We start from the raw sequence: 15,458 nt of genomic DNA, 5'->3' as shown, positions 1-15,458 counted from the left end.
TTAATTGGTATTTTGTTTTGGGTATTATAGCAAAAGATAGCTTGATGATAAAATCTTATAGGTGTAAGAGGCGGGTTTTATGTTACAATTCCAAAAATCATTATTATAAAATAAAGGATAGCCATGCGTTTTGGATTGAATATTGATCACATTGTTACTTTAAGAGAGATAAGAAAAACTTACGAGCCTGAGATTTTAGAAGCCTTATTCATCGCTAAAAACACCCATAAAGTGGATTTAATCACCATCCATTTAAGAGAAGACAAACGGCACATTCAAAATGAAGATGTTTTGAAGTTGCTTGAAATAAGCCCTTTGCCTATCAACATTGAATGCTCTATTAATGCTGAAATCACTGATTTTTTATGCTCTTTAAAAAATAAGCCCAGTAAAGTTACGATCGTGCCTGAAAACAGAGATGAGGTTACGACAGAGGGGGGATTGGATTGCTCATTAAAGGGTTTAGAAGAGGTCATTAGAGCGTATCACAATAAGGGCATTGAGGTGTCTTTGTTTGTTGATCCTTTAAAAGACTCTCTGCATTTTGCAAGGGAGCATCAAGTCAAGCAAGTGGAGTTCCACACTGGGGTGTATGCGAATTTGCACAACGCTTTGTATTCTAACGCTAACAATCAAATCCATGCCATTAGCGCGCTCAAAGACAAAAGCCCTAAAGAACTGAAAGAAGAATTGCACAACGCCTTTTTGCAATTAAGAAGAATGAGCAAAGAAGCGTTTTTTATGGGCATTGTGGCATGCGCGGGGCATGGGTTGAATTATACTAATGTGAAAGAATTGTTAAAAATCCCCTCTTTAAGAGAGCTTAATATCGGTCATAGCGTGGTTTCAAAAGCGGTTTTAGTGGGCTTAGAAAAAGCGATTTTAGAAATGGCGCAACTCATTAAGCGATAAAATGGCTAAAAAGAAAATTGCGATCAGTTGCGGGGATATTCAAGGCGTAGGCTTAGAATTGATTTTAAAAAGCCATAAGGAAGTGAACGCGTTTTGTGAGCCGTTGTATCTCATTGATGGCGAACTTTTAGAGCGGGCCAATCAATTGCTAAATAACGCTTATGAAACTAAAACGATTAACACACTCGCTATCCATTCCCCCTTACCCTTATTAAACTCTAGCACGATAGGCAAAGTCAGCGCTCAAAGCGGGGCGTATAGTTTTGAGAGTTTTAAAAAGGCTTGCGAGTTAGCGGATGATAAAGAAGTGGATGGCATTTGCACTTTGCCTATCAACAAACTCGCATGGCAACAAGCTCAGATCCCTTTTGTGGGGCATACCGATTTTTTGAAACAACGCTATAAAGATCATCAAATCATCATGATGCTTGGGTGTTCAAAACTCTTTGTGGGGCTATTTAGCGACCATGTGCCTTTAAGCACGGTTTCTCAACTCATTCAAGTTAAAGCGTTAGTTAAGTTTTTATTAGCGTTTCAAAAAAGCACTCAAGCTCAAATCGTTCAAGTGTGTGGTTTTAACCCCCATGCGGGCGAAGAGGGCTTGTTCGGGGAAGAAGATGAAAGGATTTTAAAAGCCATTCAAAAGAGCAACCAAACGCTGGGCTTTGAATGCTTTTTGGGGCCACTGCCGGCTGATAGCGCTTTTGCCCCCAATAAACGCAAAATAACCCCCTTTTATGTGAGCATGAGCCATGATGTCGGGCTAGCCCCTTTAAAAGCGCTCTATTTTGATGAAAGCATTAATGTGAGTTTGAACGCCCCCATTTTACGCACCTCCACTGACCACGGCACAGCGTTTGATATTGCTTATCAAAACAAAGCGAACAACAAAAGCTATTTGAATGCGATCAAATACTTAGCTTAAAGGCTTTTTCTAAAAAGGGGCTTATTTCATTCAAAGCTTTAATTTTAGATTTCATCTCTTTATTCTTCATGCTCAATGTTTAATTCTAGCTTTCTATTCATTGGTATTTTTGTCATTGGTATTTTTGTAAATCCACTTTTTAGTTTTGGTTTAAAGGCTTTAGAGTGTTGCTAACAAAGTATAATTCAAGCAAAAACACCACCCAAAGATAAAGACATGATTTTAAGCATTGAAAGTTCTTGCGATGACAGCTCTTTAGCCCTTACAAGAATAGAGGACGCCAAACTTATCGCTCATTTTAAAATCTCTCAAGAAAAGCACCACAGCTCTTATGGGGGCGTTGTGCCTGAGCTTGCATCGCGCTTGCATGCTGAGAATTTGCCGCTTTTATTAGAACGCATTAAAATAAGCTTGAATAAGGATTTTTCCAAGCTCAAAGCCATCGCTATCACGAATCAGCCAGGTTTGAGCGTTACTTTAATAGAGGGTTTGATGATGGCAAAAGCCTTGAGCTTGTCTTTGAATTTGCCCTTGATTTTAGAAGATCATTTGAGAGGGCATGTGTATTCGCTCTTTATCAATGAAAAACAAACCTGCATGCCTTTAAGCGTGCTGCTAGTTTCTGGGGGGCATTCTTTGATTTTAGAGGCTAGAAATTATGAAGACATTAAAATCGTTGCCACGAGTTTGGACGATAGCTTTGGGGAGAGTTTTGATAAGGTTTCTAAAATGCTTGATTTAGGCTATCCAGGAGGCCCCATAGTGGAAAAATTAGCCCTTGATTATAGGCATCCAAACGAGCCTTTAATGTTCCCTATCCCTTTAAAAAACAGCCCGAATCTGGCTTTTAGTTTTTCAGGTTTAAAAAATGCGGTGCGTTTGGAGGTTGAAAAAAACGCCCATAATTTGAACGATGAGATAAAACAAAAGATTGGCTATCATTTTCAAAGCGCAGCGATTGAGCATTTAATCCAGCAGACTAAACGCTATTTTAAAATCAAACGCCCTAAAATTTTTGGCATTGTGGGGGGAGCGAGCCAAAATTTGGCGTTAAGAAAGGCGTTTGAAAATTTGTGCGTTGAGTTTGATTGCAAGCTTGTTTTAGCCCCTTTAGAATTTTGCAGCGACAATGCCGCCATGATAGGGCGATCCAGCCTAGAAGCTTATCAAAAAAAGCGCTTTGTCCCTTTAGAAAAGGCCAGCATTTCGCCAAGAACGCTGTTAAAAAGTTTTGAGTGAATGGATACAAAAAGAAAGCGCATGATAAAACGCCCTAAAATTTATCAATCTTTTATCTGTATTTTAGAGATTAAATTTGAATAAAAGCGCATTAAAACTGAATTAACGAGTAAGCAAAAAGCCTTGAAACGCTTGACAAGAATTGTTTTATTATGGGCAGATTATTAGATTAAATACGGATTAAATCTACAATTTTATACAAAACCGCTATCATTTAAGTTAAATTAAGGATTATTGTATTATAGTTTTGCCACAGAAAAAAGGGGTTTACAAGATCCTTAAGAGTTGGTAACTCTTAAGGATCTGTATTTAGTGTAGTGGTGTTACGAGCACCATTAACCTGTCATGATTATGATTAGCTTCATGCTTACTCCTTTCTTGTTTAGATTTTAGCGTGTTTCTTAGCATGCATTATTCTTCAAACCATTAGGTTGGTGGTTAATGGTTTCAAACATCTATTAAGGAGCACATGTTTTGAATTGTATCATGTAAAATTATATTATTTAGCCTAGTCCCATTAGAATAAGGTATTAAGCATAAAATAAAAAATTTCTATAAACTACTGATCTCAAGCTGAATTTTGACATACTTACTTGTGAAAAACATAATATTACAAGACACTGAGAAGAGTAGAGTTAATTCTATTAACAAGGTTTTTACAGCGTTTAAAAATGCTAATGCATTCATTTCAAACGCTAAAGGCGTTTATAAGATTTCTGCATGAGACTAGGTTTAAATCTTTTTTAAACCTTTTTATTAAAAAAGCGTTTCAAGTTTAGTCAAATTTAATCTTATTTTGGTTATAATCCTAGGCTGTTAAGTTTTAGTTTAAAGGGAAAAAATGCTCCGCTCTCTCTATAGCGCCACTTCAGGGATGCTCGCCCAACAAACGCATATTGACACCACTTCAAACAATATCGCCAATGTCAATACCACCGGATTTAAAAAATCTCGTGCGGATTTTAACGACTTGTTTTACCAAGCGATGCAATACGCCGGCACCAACACAAGCAATACGACTTTATCGCCAGATGGCATGGAAGTGGGTTTAGGCGTGCGCCCTAGCGCGATCACTAAAATGTTTTCGCAAGGTAGCCCTAAAGAAACGGAAAATAATTTAGATGTCGCCATCACGGGTAAAGGCTTTTTTCAAGTCCAGTTGCCTGATGGCACTACCGCTTATACAAGAAGCGGAAATTTCAAGCTAGACGAACAGGGCAATCTTGTAACGAGCGAGGGCTATCTCCTCATCCCTCAAATCACTTTACCTGAAGACACCACGCAAGTAAACATCGGTGTGGATGGCACGGTGAGCGTGACTCAAGGCTTGCAAACGACTTCTAATGTGATCGGGCAAATCACTTTGGCTAATTTTGTCAACCCGGCGGGGCTTCATTCTATGGGGGACAATTTGTTTTCCATCACCAACGCTAGCGGCGATGCGATTGTGGGCAACCCGGATTCTCAAGGCTTAGGCAAGTTAAGGCAAGGCTTTTTGGAGCTTAGTAACGTGAGATTGGTAGAAGAAATGACGGATCTAATCACCGCTCAAAGGGCTTATGAAGCCAATTCTAAAAGCATTCAAACCGCTGACGCCATGCTCCAAACAGTCAATTCCCTCAAACGCTAAAAGGGGATTTTACTCTCCTTGACGCTCTTTAATCTCTGCTCCCTTGTTGTTTTTGTGCTTGGGGTGGTTTTGTGTTTTGGAGCGGTTGCTGCCATTCTTTAATTTTTGTGGCTAGGGTTTTTAAGGTTTTCAACACCGCTTTTTGGGTTATCGCTTGAATGGTGTTTCCCTTTCATGTAAAAAACAGCCAAAACAGCTAGACCGATAAGAACGATAGAAATGATAGCTAGATACCACATTTTCTCAGTTTTATCCGCTTCTTGTTCTGCTTTCAGTCTTGCTTGTTCCGCTTCTTGTTCTGCTTTTAATTTTTTGCGTAAGGTGGCAACCAAAACGCATGCAGGCACGGTCACCCTATAAGCCGGCCCAGCAAGATTGACGCTCACTAACGCGCCCGTAATGACCCAACCAATAGGGCCAGCTAAAATGCCTAGAGTTTTTTTAAGCACTACTTTACCCACCACAGACGATAAACCATGCCCTAGAGTTTGTCTTACCATTGCATCTGCAACAGATACAGCCAACGCATAAGAATGAGGGCCACCCGTTTTAAACAGCGTTAAAACAGATGCGATTAGGACTTGTTTGTTTTCACCAATCACTTTATCAATATTTGTCATGCCCAATTCATGGGTGAGTTCTTTAATCTGTCTCCCACTCATTTTTTCTAAACTATCTTTCAAAAGTTTAGAAAGCATGTTTTGCTCAATCAAAGAGGTTGCAGATTTTTCATTGTAATTAACCTTTAAATGATCGCACGCATCGCACAAAATCTCTTTGTATAAGACCCCTGCACCTCTCAACGCGCTCGCAAAGCTGTTAGCCCCATAATGCTGTAACTCTTCAGCGATTCTTCTTGGGTATTTGGCGTAATCGCTACCACACCTTTGGTATTCTGTTGAACTTGTCAATTTTTCATTCATTCTTAGTGCACCATCTTCATCATAAACAAGCACATCAAACAAATCTTTCAAATCATTAGAGCTTAATCGCTTTAAAAATTCCAAGTCGCTATTTGTATGCCATGCAATCCCTTTAATTTTATTTCTACCACTCACTCAAATCCCACCAAACCCCTTTTTTAGTGATTAGTGATTACAGCATCATTTTTTAAAATCATGTCTAACGCCCTAAAAGGCTTAAACACACCCGCTAACTGCGCATGAATATTGCACTACAAATGCTAATGGGTTTTATTGATTTTACAACCAAAGAATAATAATAATTAAAATATTTTGATACGCTTATCATTTTGGATAAGACAGATCCGATTTGAAAGTAGGAAACTATTGATTTTTCTTTAGGTATAATTTAATGAAACGCTACTTTGATTTTTGGCACAAGAAACCCCCTCCTCTAACCCTCTAACCCTTACTTTTTATCGTTTTTATGCTCGTGGTTAGCGTTGCATTGATTGGCTTGGTTTTGGCTATTTTTTTGACAACTTTCGTTGTTTTGATTTTTAGCATCACCTTTTTGATTGTGGTTTTGATTGCTGCAACTGTTACTCATTGTGTCTCCCTTAAATTAAAATAAAAACTAGATGCGTTTTCGCATCTAGGTCTCCATTCTATACCTTTTTCCCTAAAAAAAGCTTAAATGGATTCTATTTGCAACGACTTCTTATCTTCACTAGCTTGCTGTGTTTTTAGGCGTAAAGTGGCAACCACAATGCATGCCGGTATGGTTACCCTATAAGCCGGCCCTGCAATATCAATCGCTGTCCATACGCCTGTAATGATCCAGCCAACAGGGCCTGTTAAAAAGCTCAGAGTTCTTGTAAGCACCTGATTGCCCGCAAGCGATAAACCACGCCCTAGAATGGTTTTTGCGACCGCATTCGCAACAATGACCGCTAATTGATAAGATTTAAAGCCTCCCATTTTAAACAGCGTTAAAGTCGCCGCACTTAAGGCTTGTCTGTTTAAATTGTCGGTGTTTTTTATGGACAATTCATCGCACATTTCTTTCACTTCTTCATCATCCATTTCTTCCAAACTTCTTTCTAAGATTTTAGAAAGCATGTTTTGTTCAATTAAAGTCGTTTCGGTTTTCTTGTTGTAATTGACCTTTAATTTATCGCACACATCGCATAAAATCTCTTTGTATAAGACTCCTTCGCCTTTAATGAAGCTCGCAAAACTATTGCTCCCATAGTATTGCAACTCTTCAGCGATTCTTTCTGCGTATTTAGCGTAATCATCGCCATGCCTTTTGTATTCTATGGAGCTTGTCAGTTTTTCATTGTGTCTTTTTTCGCCGTCTTTACCAAAAACAAGCACCTCGAACAAATCCAATAAATCACTAGATTCCAGTTGCTTTAAAAATTCCAAGTCTCTATCATATTTGTATGCCATATTATTCCTTTATATTGTTTTATCACTTATTAAAAACAAACGACTTTTCGCACTCCATCGCTGTTTTTCTAAAGTGGTTACTGATTTTAATATCATTTGTCTAAAACTATACTTAATATTCTAAAAAGGCTTAAACTCAAAAGCCCAACGCTCTTAAGATTGCTTTAAAGCATCAATTCTTTTAAACGCTAAAAATAAAACCCAGACATTTTATAGCGTCTAAGTTTATGTTATGTTTTTTAAACAAGGTTTAAAAAGAGTTAAAGAAGATTTTTAATTTCGTTTGCTTGTGCTTTTAGGCGTAAAGTGGCAACCACAATGCATGCCGGTATGGTTACCCTATAAGCCGGCCCTGCAATATCAATCGCTGTCCATACGCCTGTAATGATCCAGCCAACAGGGCCTGTTAAAAAGCTCAGGGTTCTTGTAAGCACCTGATTGCCCGCAAGCGATAAACCACGCCCTAGAATGGTTTTTGCGACCGCATTCGCAACAATGACCGCTAATTGATAAGATTTGAAGCCACCCATTTTAAACAGCGTTAAAGCAGCTGTGCTTAGGGCTTGCTTGCCTAATTTATTAGTGTTTTTCACTCCTAATTCATCGCAAAGCTCTCTAATCTCCTCATCGCTCATTTTTTCCAAACTTTTTTTGTAAAATGCTAGAAAGCATGTTTTCTTCAATCAAAGTTGTGTCAGATTTTTTGTTGTAATTGACTTTTAATTTATTGCACACTTCACACAAAATTTCTCTGTATAAAACCCTTGTACCTCTCAACGCGCTCGCAAAGCTATTAGTCCCATAATGCTGCAATTCTTCAGCGATTCTTTCTGCGTATTTAGCGTGATCATTGCCATGTCTTTTGTATTCTTCTGAAAGCGTTAATCCCTCAGTAAATCTTTTTTTACCATATTCATCATAAACAAGCACATCAAACAAATCTTTCAAATCATTAGAGCTTAATCGCTTTAAAAATGCCAAATCGCTATCGTATCTGTAGCCATGTTATTCCTTTAATTTATTTCTACCGCTCGCTCAAATCCCACCAACCCCCTTTTTAGTGATTAGTGATTAGTGATGAGTGATTAGTGGTTATAGCATCATTTTTTAAATTTAGGCATAAAACGCCCTCAATTCAAGGGTTTTTGAGTGAGCTTTTTGCTCAAAGAATCCAAGATGGCGTTTAAAAATTTAGGGGTGTTAGGCTCAGCGTAGAGTTTGCCAAGCTCTATGCATTCATTGATGATGATAGGGTTTTGTGTGGGCGTGAAGCCAATTTCATACGCCCCTAAGCGTAAAATCGCCTTTTCCATGCTCCCTAATCGCTTGAAATCCCAGTCTTTTAAATGCGGCTCGATGAGAGCGTCAATTTCATTGATTTTTTCTAACACGCCATTAAAAAGGCTTAAGGCAAAAGCCAACTGGTTGCTTTTGATCTTTTTTTCTTCTAACATGCTAGAAGCGATTTTTTTAATTTCTTCATTACCGCTCTCAAACGCATACAACAATTCAACCACAGCCCCCCTGGCTTGAGTTCGTGTCGCCATTTTAGCCCTTGAGAGTTTGGCACAAGCTCAATAATTCAATGAGAGTGCTCATCGCTTCAAAGCCCTTATTGCCGGCTTTACTGCCCGCTCTCTCAATCGCTTGTTCAATATTGTCTGTGGTAAGCACGCCAAAGCTTACCGGCATGCTGTATTTGAGCATCGCGCTGGCAATGCCCTTAGTCGCTTCCGCGCTCACGTAGTCAAAATGCGGAGTCCCCCTCTAATAATGGCTCCTAAAACGCACACGCCATCGTATTTTCCGCTCTCTAACAATTTGTCTAAAATCAAAGGCAATTCATAAGCCCCAGGCACCAGCACGAGATCTAAAAGCTTTTCATCGCCCCCATGCCTTTTAAAGCAATCCATCGCCCCTTCTTTTAATCTGTCTGTGATGATATGGTTGAAGCGCGAGGTTAAAATAGCGACTTTTTCATTCCCTTGCAATTGCAATTTCCCTTCTATGATTCGCATGAAATTCCTTTAAAATAAATTTTGGATTTTTAACATGTCGGTTACTAAATGTTCTAGCTCATCAGGTTTTAGCATGTTCGCCCCATCGCTTAGGGCGTTTTTAGGATCAATGTGCGTTTCAGCGAACAACCCATCAATCCCCACCGCAGCCGCAGCCCTCGCTAAAATAGGGGCAAAAGAGCTGTCTCCTGAACTTTTCCCGTTCGCTCCCCCTGGCATTTGCACGCTATGAGTAGCGTCAAAAATCACCGGTGCAAATTCTCGCATGATTTTTAAAGAGCGCATATCCACCACTAAATTCCCATACCCAAAGCTGCTCCCCCTTTCACACAGCCACACGCCATTTTTTAACGCTGTTTCATAAGTGGGGCTTTGAATGCTTTTATCCCTTGTTTTAAGGGCTTTTAAGACAGAATATTGCATGTCTTTTGGGTTCATGAATTGCCCTTTTTTGATATTGACAATAGCGTTAGTTTGGCTCACTGCTACAATCAAATCCGTTTGGCGGCACAAAAACGCCGGGATTTGTAAAATATCCGCCACTTTGGCTGCCGCACTTGCTTGATAGCTCTCATGCACATCGGTTAAGATTTTATAGCCAAATTCCTCTTTGATAATTTGTAACATTTCTAGGCCTTTTTCTAAACCAGGCCCTCTGTAACTCTCCAAACTCGTGCGGTTCGCCTTATCAAAACTCGCTTTAAAATAAAAATCCAACCGCTCGTTGTTGGCTAGGGGTTGCAATTTAATAGCGATACTTCTTAGATTTTCTAAACTCTCAATGACGCATGGCCCGGCGATTAAAACGGATTTAGGGGTTTTTGTGCTAGAAGTTTTCATGACTTATCCTTTGTTTAATGGTTTCTTCAATCGGCTCAAAAAAATGGCTTTCAAAATTATAATTATAAATCCTGCCTGTTTCTATGATATAGTGCCAACCAAAAATTTTTAATTCGTTATTTATTACTCTTTCTTGAATGAAATCATAGCTTAAGAGGTTGTTGAGTTGCAAGCGCGCATTCAAACGCTCTGTAAGCCATGAACGCTTGGCGAAATGGTTGCTGAATTGCGGGTGGTTTTTTAATTCTTCTTTAACAGGCTCTAAAAATTGTATCCAATCTGCAATGTAAGGGGTTTTAGCTTTGGTGGTTTCATCATGGATTAAATGAATGCTCCCGCAAGCCCCACAATCGCTATGCCCGCAAATGATTAAATTTTGAATGCCCACATGCACAATAGCGTATTCAACGCTCGCAATGGTAGAAAGGGATTCTTTATAGCTTGTTTTAGGGGGGATCACATTGCCCATGTTACGGATCACATACAATTCGCCCGGTTTGGTGCCGGTGATTAGATTAGGCACGACTCGTGAATCCACGCAAGAAATGAACAAAGTGTGGGGCTTTTGCTTAGTCTTTAAGCTCTCATAAAGCTCTTTAAGCTCTTCGTATTCATTCTCTTGAAACTCTAACGCCCCTAAAAACGCTTCCACTCTTTAACCCTTAAATCTCATTTTTTTAAACTTGGTTTTCATTTTAAAACGCTTATCATAGCTAAAAATCTTGCATTTCTTTTTGTTATAATGGCGTTATTTTACACTTTAAAGGGCTTTCATGCAATTATGTGTCGCATTGGATTTAGAAAAAAAAGAGGACAATCTTTCTTTATTGCAAGAATTAAAGGGTTTAGAGTTATGGGCTAAGGTGGGGCTTAGATCTTTTATAAGAGATGGGGCTGTTTTTTTAGATGAAGTCAGAAAGATTGATGGGAATTTTAAGATTTTTTTGGATTTGAAGCTCTATGATATTCCTTATACTATGGCAAATGCCGCGCTAGAATGCGCGAAATTAGAAATTGATATGCTCACCGTGCATTTAAGCAGCGCTAAAAGCGCGCTAACAATTTTAATGCAACGCCTAAACGCTCTTAAAAAACGCCCTTTAATCATGGGCGTGAGCGCTTTAACCAGCTTTAGCGAAGAGGAATTTTGGAGCGTGTATAACGCCCCTTTAAAAACTCAAGCGATCAAATTGAGCGCTATGGGTAAAGAGAGCGGGATTGATGGGGTGGTGTGTTCGGTGTTTGAAAGTTTGGCGATTAAAGAGGCTTTGGGTAAGGATTTTTTGACTTTAACCCCTGGCATAAGGCTGGATAAAAATGATAAAGAAGATCAAGAAAGGGTGGCGAACGCTAAAGAGGCCAAACAAAATTTAAGCGATTTTATCGTGGTGGGCCGCCCCATTTATCAAGCTAAAGAGCCTAGAGAAGTGGTTTTAGAGCTTTTAAAGGATTGTTAAATGCGAGCGTTAGAAACGATTGCTGCTTTAAGAGAATATCGTAAAAGTTTGAAAGAAAGCGTGGGGTTTGTGCCGACTATGGGGGCTTTACACAAAGGGCATCAAAGCTTGATAGAAAGGAGTTTGAAAGAAAATCCCCACACGATAGTGAGTGTTTTTGTCAACCCCACACAATTTGGGGCTAACGAAGATTTTAACGCTTACCCGCGCCCTTTAGAAAAGGATTTGGCCTTGTGTGAAGGATTGGGCGTTAGCGCGGTGTTTTTGCCTAAAACGAGCGAAATGTATCCCTATGAAATAGAGCAACGCTTAAAACTCTACGCCCCTACATTTCTATCTAGCTCTTTAGAAGCAGCAGTGCGTGAGGGGCATTTTGATGGGGTTGTTCAGGTCGTGTTAAGATTGTTCCATCTTACTAATCCCACTAGAGCGTATTTTGGCAAAAAGGACGCCCAACAGCTTTTAATCATCCAGCATTTGGTTAAAGATTTGCTTTTAGACATTGAAATAGCGCCATGCGAGATCGTGCGCGATAGCGATAATTTGGCTTTAAGCTCTAGGAATGTGTATTTGAATGCAACACAAAGAAAACAAGCCCTAGCCATTCCAAAAGCTCTAGAAAATATCAAGCAAGCCATAGATAAGGGCGAAAAAGCGTGCGAAAAGCTTAAAAAACTAGGGCTTGGAATTTTAGAAACCTTGGAAGTGGATTATTTGGAATTTTGCAACCACAAGCTAGAGCCTTTAAAAACCATAGAGCCAACTAATACGCTGGTTTTAGTGGCGGCTCGTGTGGGTAAAACCAGGCTTTTAGACAATTTATGGGTGTAGTTTGGAATTTTTGTGGCGACCCTTGAAAGATTTGAACTTCCGTTTCCACCGTGAAAGGGTGGTATCCTTGGCCACTAGATGAAAGGGTCATTTTTAACGATTGACTATTGTATTGGAAATAAAGCGTAGGAAATGATTTAAAAAGCTCTTGGTGGCGGAGCGGACGGGACTCGAACCCGCGACCCCCTGCGTGACAGGCAGATATTCTAACCAGCTGAACTACCGCTCCCTATCCATAGCCTAAAAATGCATGCTTTAGTCATGGTGGTCGCTATAAGACTCGAACTTATGACATCTACCTTGTAAGGGTAGCGCTCTACCAACTGAGCTAAGCGACCAAAATATTGAGATAAAACCCCACTAAACCCGTATAAAAGAGTGGTGACTCCTAGGGGATTTGAACCCCTGTAACCACCGTGAAAGGGTGGTATCCTAACCACTAGATGAAGGAGCCACGATGCTCATGGTGACCCGTGTTGGATTTGAACCAACGGCCCATTCCTTAAAAGGGAATTGCTCTACCAGCTGAGCTAACGGGTCTCACAAAAAAAGATAATGATACAATTTTTTTTAACGCTTGTCAAGAATAATTGAAAAATATTGCGGTTTTCATAGAAATGACACGCTCTTAAAACGGCATGACAGCTTTTTGCTTAAATAAAAACTTGGTTGTGCTTAATGTTATAAGGATCACAATAAACGCCATGCGTTTTGGTTATTGGTTAGTATTGTTTTTGGGGTTTTAAAAAGCTTTGTTTTTATCAAGATCTAACAAATATTATTGGGATTTAATGCTTTTTTTGTTTAAAAAATTTCATTTTTAAAAAATGGGTTTTTGTTTTATTGTTTTAGATCTTATTTTGTTGTAAAACGCATTAAGTTTTATTTTATTTTCTTAAAGGGATAGGAAGCGCTTTGAAACCATTCTCTCCCCTACACTCACAACTAAAATCCCCCCAAAAAAAAGAGGGTTTAAAAAAAAGAAAGGCTTTAAAAGAAACCCCTTAAAAAGGGAGTTTCACAAAAAGCCAAACCTCAATACGCGAACACGTAATTCAAATACACGCTATACAATCTGCGGTATTGGAGTTGAGTGCCTAGCAAAGAATAGTAATTCGTGTTGATCGTAGGGATCTTCACGCCCAATTCCACGCCATGCTGAGCGGCATGATCGCTCGCTTTCTTTTTGTTTTTAGCGAGATTCATCCTCAAGCCCAAATTGAATAAAAACTGGAAATTCGCCACATTCATTTTAGCACTATAGAAATTATTGAAGGTCGCTAAATTCACATATTGGGAATTAAGCCACGAAGTGCCGGCTAATGCAATCCCCCCAAACACCCCAAAAGAAATCTTATTGTTTTTGGTGGCTTTATCGTTGATGAAGTTATAGAGGACATCTGTCCCTACCCCATAAGTGAACACATCAGAAGCCGAATTGAAAAAGCTGGATTTGATATAGGCATGGTTGTAATCAAAAAAGCCGTAATACCTTAACCCCCACCTTCTTTTTTCACCAAAGAATTGTTTATAGCCCACTTGCACGCCGATCCCATTCATGGCACCATTGTTGGTTTGAGAGCTGATCAAGCCAACGCGTCTGAAAGGGTTATGCCCTAATTCTTGCGTGGCGCTTAATAATTGCGAATAAGCGCTTTGGTTGACTTGATAAACGGCCTGTAAGCCCCCGGGGTTATTAGGGTTAGTGGATTGGCTTATCAAATTTTTAAGGAATGGGGAATTGGGCGTGTTTGAAGCGGTCGTGGTGATGCTGTTATAAGTGTTGTTTAAAGTGCTAAGGCTGCCTCTAAAATCAAGTATCGTGCGCGCCAACAACTCAGATTGCTTGATTTGCTCGGCTTGAGTGCCAAAATGCGCAAGGCTGTTGTTTAAAGCCGTTATCGTCTCTTCCACATACGCGCAACCCGCTCCCCAAGTGTTAGAAGTTACCCCTTCATTAGGTGTTGTGCCATCACTTCTGCAAGCTGCCAAGTAATTTGTGATAAATTGGCTTGGGATAGTGTTAAGGTCTTTTTTCATTTGAGCGGCTAGTTCAAGCATCTTGGCTTGCGCTTGCGCGTGATTGAGCATGTTTTGAGCGAAAGCCCTATCAGCAGAGGTGTAAGGATTGAAATCTTGCGGCGCGTTTTGATTGCTTTGGTTAGCGTTAAGGCTTTGAGCTTGCGTTACGATTTCTTGGGCGTTTTTGATCATGCTAGTAACGGCGCTAAACTCCGTGGCAAAAACCTGACACACGTTCCCTGCCGTATCTAAACCCCACGGCGCACCCCCATTTTGTCCTTGATTGTGATTGACCCATGGGCAGTTTGTAGTGAGGACGTTTATCATTTTACTGGCTTCTTGCAAAAGGTTTTGCGCGTCATTAGTAGTAGTAATAGTAGTAGTTTCCTTATTACTTTGCCCATTAGTTTGCGTTGTTACTGTGACTTTTATCTTTTGATTCGTGTTGTTCAAGACAGGCACCCCTTGTTTTAACGCTTGTTGGAGAACCTGATAAGCGTTGTTAAGCATTTTCATGTTATCAATGGATAAAGGGCCGCTAACCCCGTTGTTATAACCGGTTAAATTGCAATTAATGGAACTTGAATCATGTCCTGGCTGGCCATCAAAGGTTACGCTTTGCTGACTACTTTTACCAGGACCGCATTGGACATTATAGGCTATCACATTCCACAGCCCTACCGCCGCATTCAACGCCAAATACACCGCTTGATAGGCTGGGGAATTGGTTGTTTCGCCAGTCAACCCTTGCGTGTTGGCTTTTAAATTATCGATCGCAGCATTGATTTCTGAAGGGCTGCTCGCGTTCGTTACCGCCTGATTGAGGTTGTTAAAATTGGTTAAAAGGTTGCTCAAATTCTCATAAGTGTCTGAGAGCTTTTTCAATTCGCCGGTGTTTTTCACCATTTGAGCGGCTTCACCGATTTGATAGCCCGCGCTGATAAAAAAGCCGTTGTCTTCAGCGTTTAAAAGCGAAGCAGCGAGAGAGAGAGAGAGTAAAAGGGTTTTTTTCATAAAGTTTCTCCTTGAAATTAAATTGAGTGATTGGAATTTTATACATTAAGAATGTATTTAAAGCATTGTAGCATGAAATCGTTTTTTTTTGTCATTTGGAGAAAATTTTAGAATTTTTGCATTTTTTGCGCGTTTGTTTGGGTGGTATTGAAAGGGTTTTTAGGTTTTATTTTAATGGAACGCTAACGATAAAAGCTTGATTTTAATGGGGAT

Annotated in this window: 13 protein-coding genes, 5 tRNA genes and 2 pseudogenes; 6 read left to right on the top strand and 14 right to left on the bottom strand. The window is 39.7% G+C overall.

The features are described 5' to 3' along the window. Positions 1-123 precede the first annotated feature (123 nt). From pdxJ to flgG, 4 genes are all read left to right on the top strand, one after another. On the top strand, positions 124-912 hold the full coding sequence (pdxJ, locus tag D2C78_01280) for a pyridoxine 5'-phosphate synthase (protein QEF34726.1): 789 nt from the start codon (positions 124-126) through the stop codon (positions 910-912). Position 913: 1 nt separating this feature from the next. Next, on the top strand, positions 914-1,837 hold the full coding sequence (locus D2C78_01275; GenBank protein ID QEF34725.1) for a 4-hydroxythreonine-4-phosphate dehydrogenase: 924 nt from the start codon (positions 914-916) through the stop codon (positions 1,835-1,837). A gap of 216 nt (positions 1,838-2,053) precedes the next feature. Beyond that, on the top strand, positions 2,054-3,076 hold the full coding sequence (gene tsaD, locus D2C78_01270; protein ID QEF34724.1) for a tRNA (adenosine(37)-N6)-threonylcarbamoyltransferase complex transferase subunit TsaD: 1,023 nt from the start codon (positions 2,054-2,056) through the stop codon (positions 3,074-3,076). A gap of 841 nt (positions 3,077-3,917) precedes the next feature. Further along, positions 3,918-4,706, top strand: a complete 789-nt coding sequence (gene flgG / locus D2C78_01265) for a flagellar basal-body rod protein FlgG (GenBank protein QEF34723.1) — start codon at positions 3,918-3,920, stop codon at positions 4,704-4,706. On the opposite strand, the gene D2C78_01260 is transcribed toward flgG, so the two are convergent. The 8 genes and pseudogenes from D2C78_01260 to D2C78_01225 all read right to left on the bottom strand — a co-directional run bounded on the left by D2C78_01260 (position 4,703) and on the right by D2C78_01225 (position 10,573). Then, positions 4,703-4,801 carry a flagellar biosynthesis protein FlgG gene (locus D2C78_01260; GenBank protein QEF34722.1) on the bottom strand — a complete coding sequence of 33 codons (99 nt, stop codon included), beginning with the start codon at positions 4,799-4,801 and terminating at the stop codon, positions 4,703-4,705. The genes flgG and D2C78_01260 overlap by 4 nt on opposite strands. A gap of 3 nt (positions 4,802-4,804) precedes the next feature. After that, a complete protein-coding gene (locus tag D2C78_01255) occupies positions 4,805-5,737 on the bottom strand; it encodes a DUF3944 domain-containing protein (protein QEF35796.1) in 933 nt (310 codons plus the stop codon). A gap of 564 nt (positions 5,738-6,301) precedes the next feature. Next, positions 6,302-7,063 carry a DUF3944 domain-containing protein gene (locus D2C78_01250; protein QEF34721.1) on the bottom strand — a complete coding sequence of 254 codons (762 nt, stop codon included), beginning with the start codon at positions 7,061-7,063 and terminating at the stop codon, positions 6,302-6,304. A 260-nt stretch (positions 7,064-7,323) separates the two neighbouring features. Further along, positions 7,324-8,044: pseudogene (locus tag D2C78_01245) on the bottom strand (DUF3944 domain-containing protein). 149 nt (positions 8,045-8,193) lie between these two features. Then, positions 8,194-8,610 (bottom strand): transcription antitermination factor NusB, encoded by a 417-nt coding sequence (gene nusB, locus D2C78_01240; protein QEF34720.1) that lies wholly within the window; start codon positions 8,608-8,610, stop codon positions 8,194-8,196. A 1-nt stretch (position 8,611) separates the two neighbouring features. Next, positions 8,612-9,081, bottom strand: a pseudogene (locus D2C78_01235) (6,7-dimethyl-8-ribityllumazine synthase). Between the two features lie 9 nt (positions 9,082-9,090). Continuing rightward, the gene (gene kdsA, locus D2C78_01230; protein ID QEF34719.1) at positions 9,091-9,921 is read right to left on the bottom strand and encodes a 3-deoxy-8-phosphooctulonate synthase; all 831 of its coding nucleotides are present in this window, start codon (positions 9,919-9,921) and stop codon (positions 9,091-9,093) included. Beyond that, entirely contained in the window at positions 9,908-10,573 is a 666-nt protein-coding gene (locus D2C78_01225) for a carbonic anhydrase (GenBank protein ID QEF34718.1), read from the bottom strand. The genes kdsA and D2C78_01225 overlap by 14 nt, the downstream gene beginning before the upstream one ends. Before the next feature lie 121 nt (positions 10,574-10,694). Here D2C78_01225 and D2C78_01220 point away from each other — a divergent pair, with 121 nt between their 5' ends. Further along, entirely contained in the window at positions 10,695-11,378 is a 684-nt protein-coding gene (locus D2C78_01220; protein QEF34717.1) for an orotidine-5'-phosphate decarboxylase, read from the top strand. Then, positions 11,379-12,209: a pantoate--beta-alanine ligase gene (panC, locus tag D2C78_01215; protein QEF34716.1), complete on the top strand. Its 831-nt coding sequence runs from the start codon at positions 11,379-11,381 to the stop codon at positions 12,207-12,209. It begins immediately after the preceding gene. A gap of 13 nt (positions 12,210-12,222) precedes the next feature. Here panC and D2C78_01210 read toward each other — a convergent pair. From D2C78_01210 to D2C78_01185, 6 genes are all read right to left on the bottom strand, one after another. Beyond that, positions 12,223-12,298, bottom strand: a tRNA-Glu gene (locus D2C78_01210). Between the two features lie 63 nt (positions 12,299-12,361). Next, positions 12,362-12,438, bottom strand: a tRNA-Asp gene (locus D2C78_01205). 33 nt (positions 12,439-12,471) lie between these two features. After that, a tRNA-Val gene (locus D2C78_01200) sits at positions 12,472-12,547 on the bottom strand. 41 nt (positions 12,548-12,588) lie between these two features. Beyond that, a tRNA-Glu gene (locus D2C78_01195) sits at positions 12,589-12,663 on the bottom strand. Between the two features lie 10 nt (positions 12,664-12,673). Beyond that, a tRNA-Lys gene (locus D2C78_01190) sits at positions 12,674-12,749 on the bottom strand. 495 nt (positions 12,750-13,244) lie between these two features. Then, entirely contained in the window at positions 13,245-15,245 is a 2,001-nt protein-coding gene (locus D2C78_01185; GenBank protein QEF34715.1) for an outer membrane protein, read from the bottom strand. Positions 15,246-15,458: the final 213 nt, after the last annotated feature.

It is taken from the genome of Helicobacter pylori (assembly GCA_008032935.1).
Lineage (GTDB): Bacteria > Campylobacterota > Campylobacteria > Campylobacterales > Helicobacteraceae > Helicobacter > Helicobacter pylori_CX.
This window is presented reverse-complemented; position numbering and strand designations above follow the sequence as displayed.

What these genes read in the sequence shown, in the direction of transcription:
- D2C78_01260 (QEF34722.1), bottom strand. Translation starts at nt 4,801, where the DNA reads ATGGCAGCAACCGCTCCAAAACACAAAACCACCCCAAGCACAAAAACA.
- nusB (QEF34720.1), bottom strand. Translation starts at nt 8,610, where the DNA reads ATGGCGACACGAACTCAAGCCAGGGGGGCTGTGGTTGAATTGTTGTAT.
- D2C78_01275 (QEF34725.1), top strand. Translation starts at nt 914, where the DNA reads ATGGCTAAAAAGAAAATTGCGATCAGTTGCGGGGATATTCAAGGCGTA.
- pdxJ (QEF34726.1), top strand. Translation starts at nt 124, where the DNA reads ATGCGTTTTGGATTGAATATTGATCACATTGTTACTTTAAGAGAGATA.
- panC (QEF34716.1), top strand. Translation starts at nt 11,379, where the DNA reads ATGCGAGCGTTAGAAACGATTGCTGCTTTAAGAGAATATCGTAAAAGT.
- tsaD (QEF34724.1), top strand. Translation starts at nt 2,054, where the DNA reads ATGATTTTAAGCATTGAAAGTTCTTGCGATGACAGCTCTTTAGCCCTT.
- kdsA (QEF34719.1), bottom strand. Translation starts at nt 9,921, where the DNA reads ATGAAAACTTCTAGCACAAAAACCCCTAAATCCGTTTTAATCGCCGGG.
- flgG (QEF34723.1), top strand. Translation starts at nt 3,918, where the DNA reads ATGCTCCGCTCTCTCTATAGCGCCACTTCAGGGATGCTCGCCCAACAA.
- D2C78_01250 (QEF34721.1), bottom strand. Translation starts at nt 7,063, where the DNA reads ATGGCATACAAATATGATAGAGACTTGGAATTTTTAAAGCAACTGGAA.
- D2C78_01220 (QEF34717.1), top strand. Translation starts at nt 10,695, where the DNA reads ATGCAATTATGTGTCGCATTGGATTTAGAAAAAAAAGAGGACAATCTT.
- D2C78_01185 (QEF34715.1), bottom strand. Translation starts at nt 15,245, where the DNA reads ATGAAAAAAACCCTTTTACTCTCTCTCTCTCTCGCTGCTTCGCTTTTA.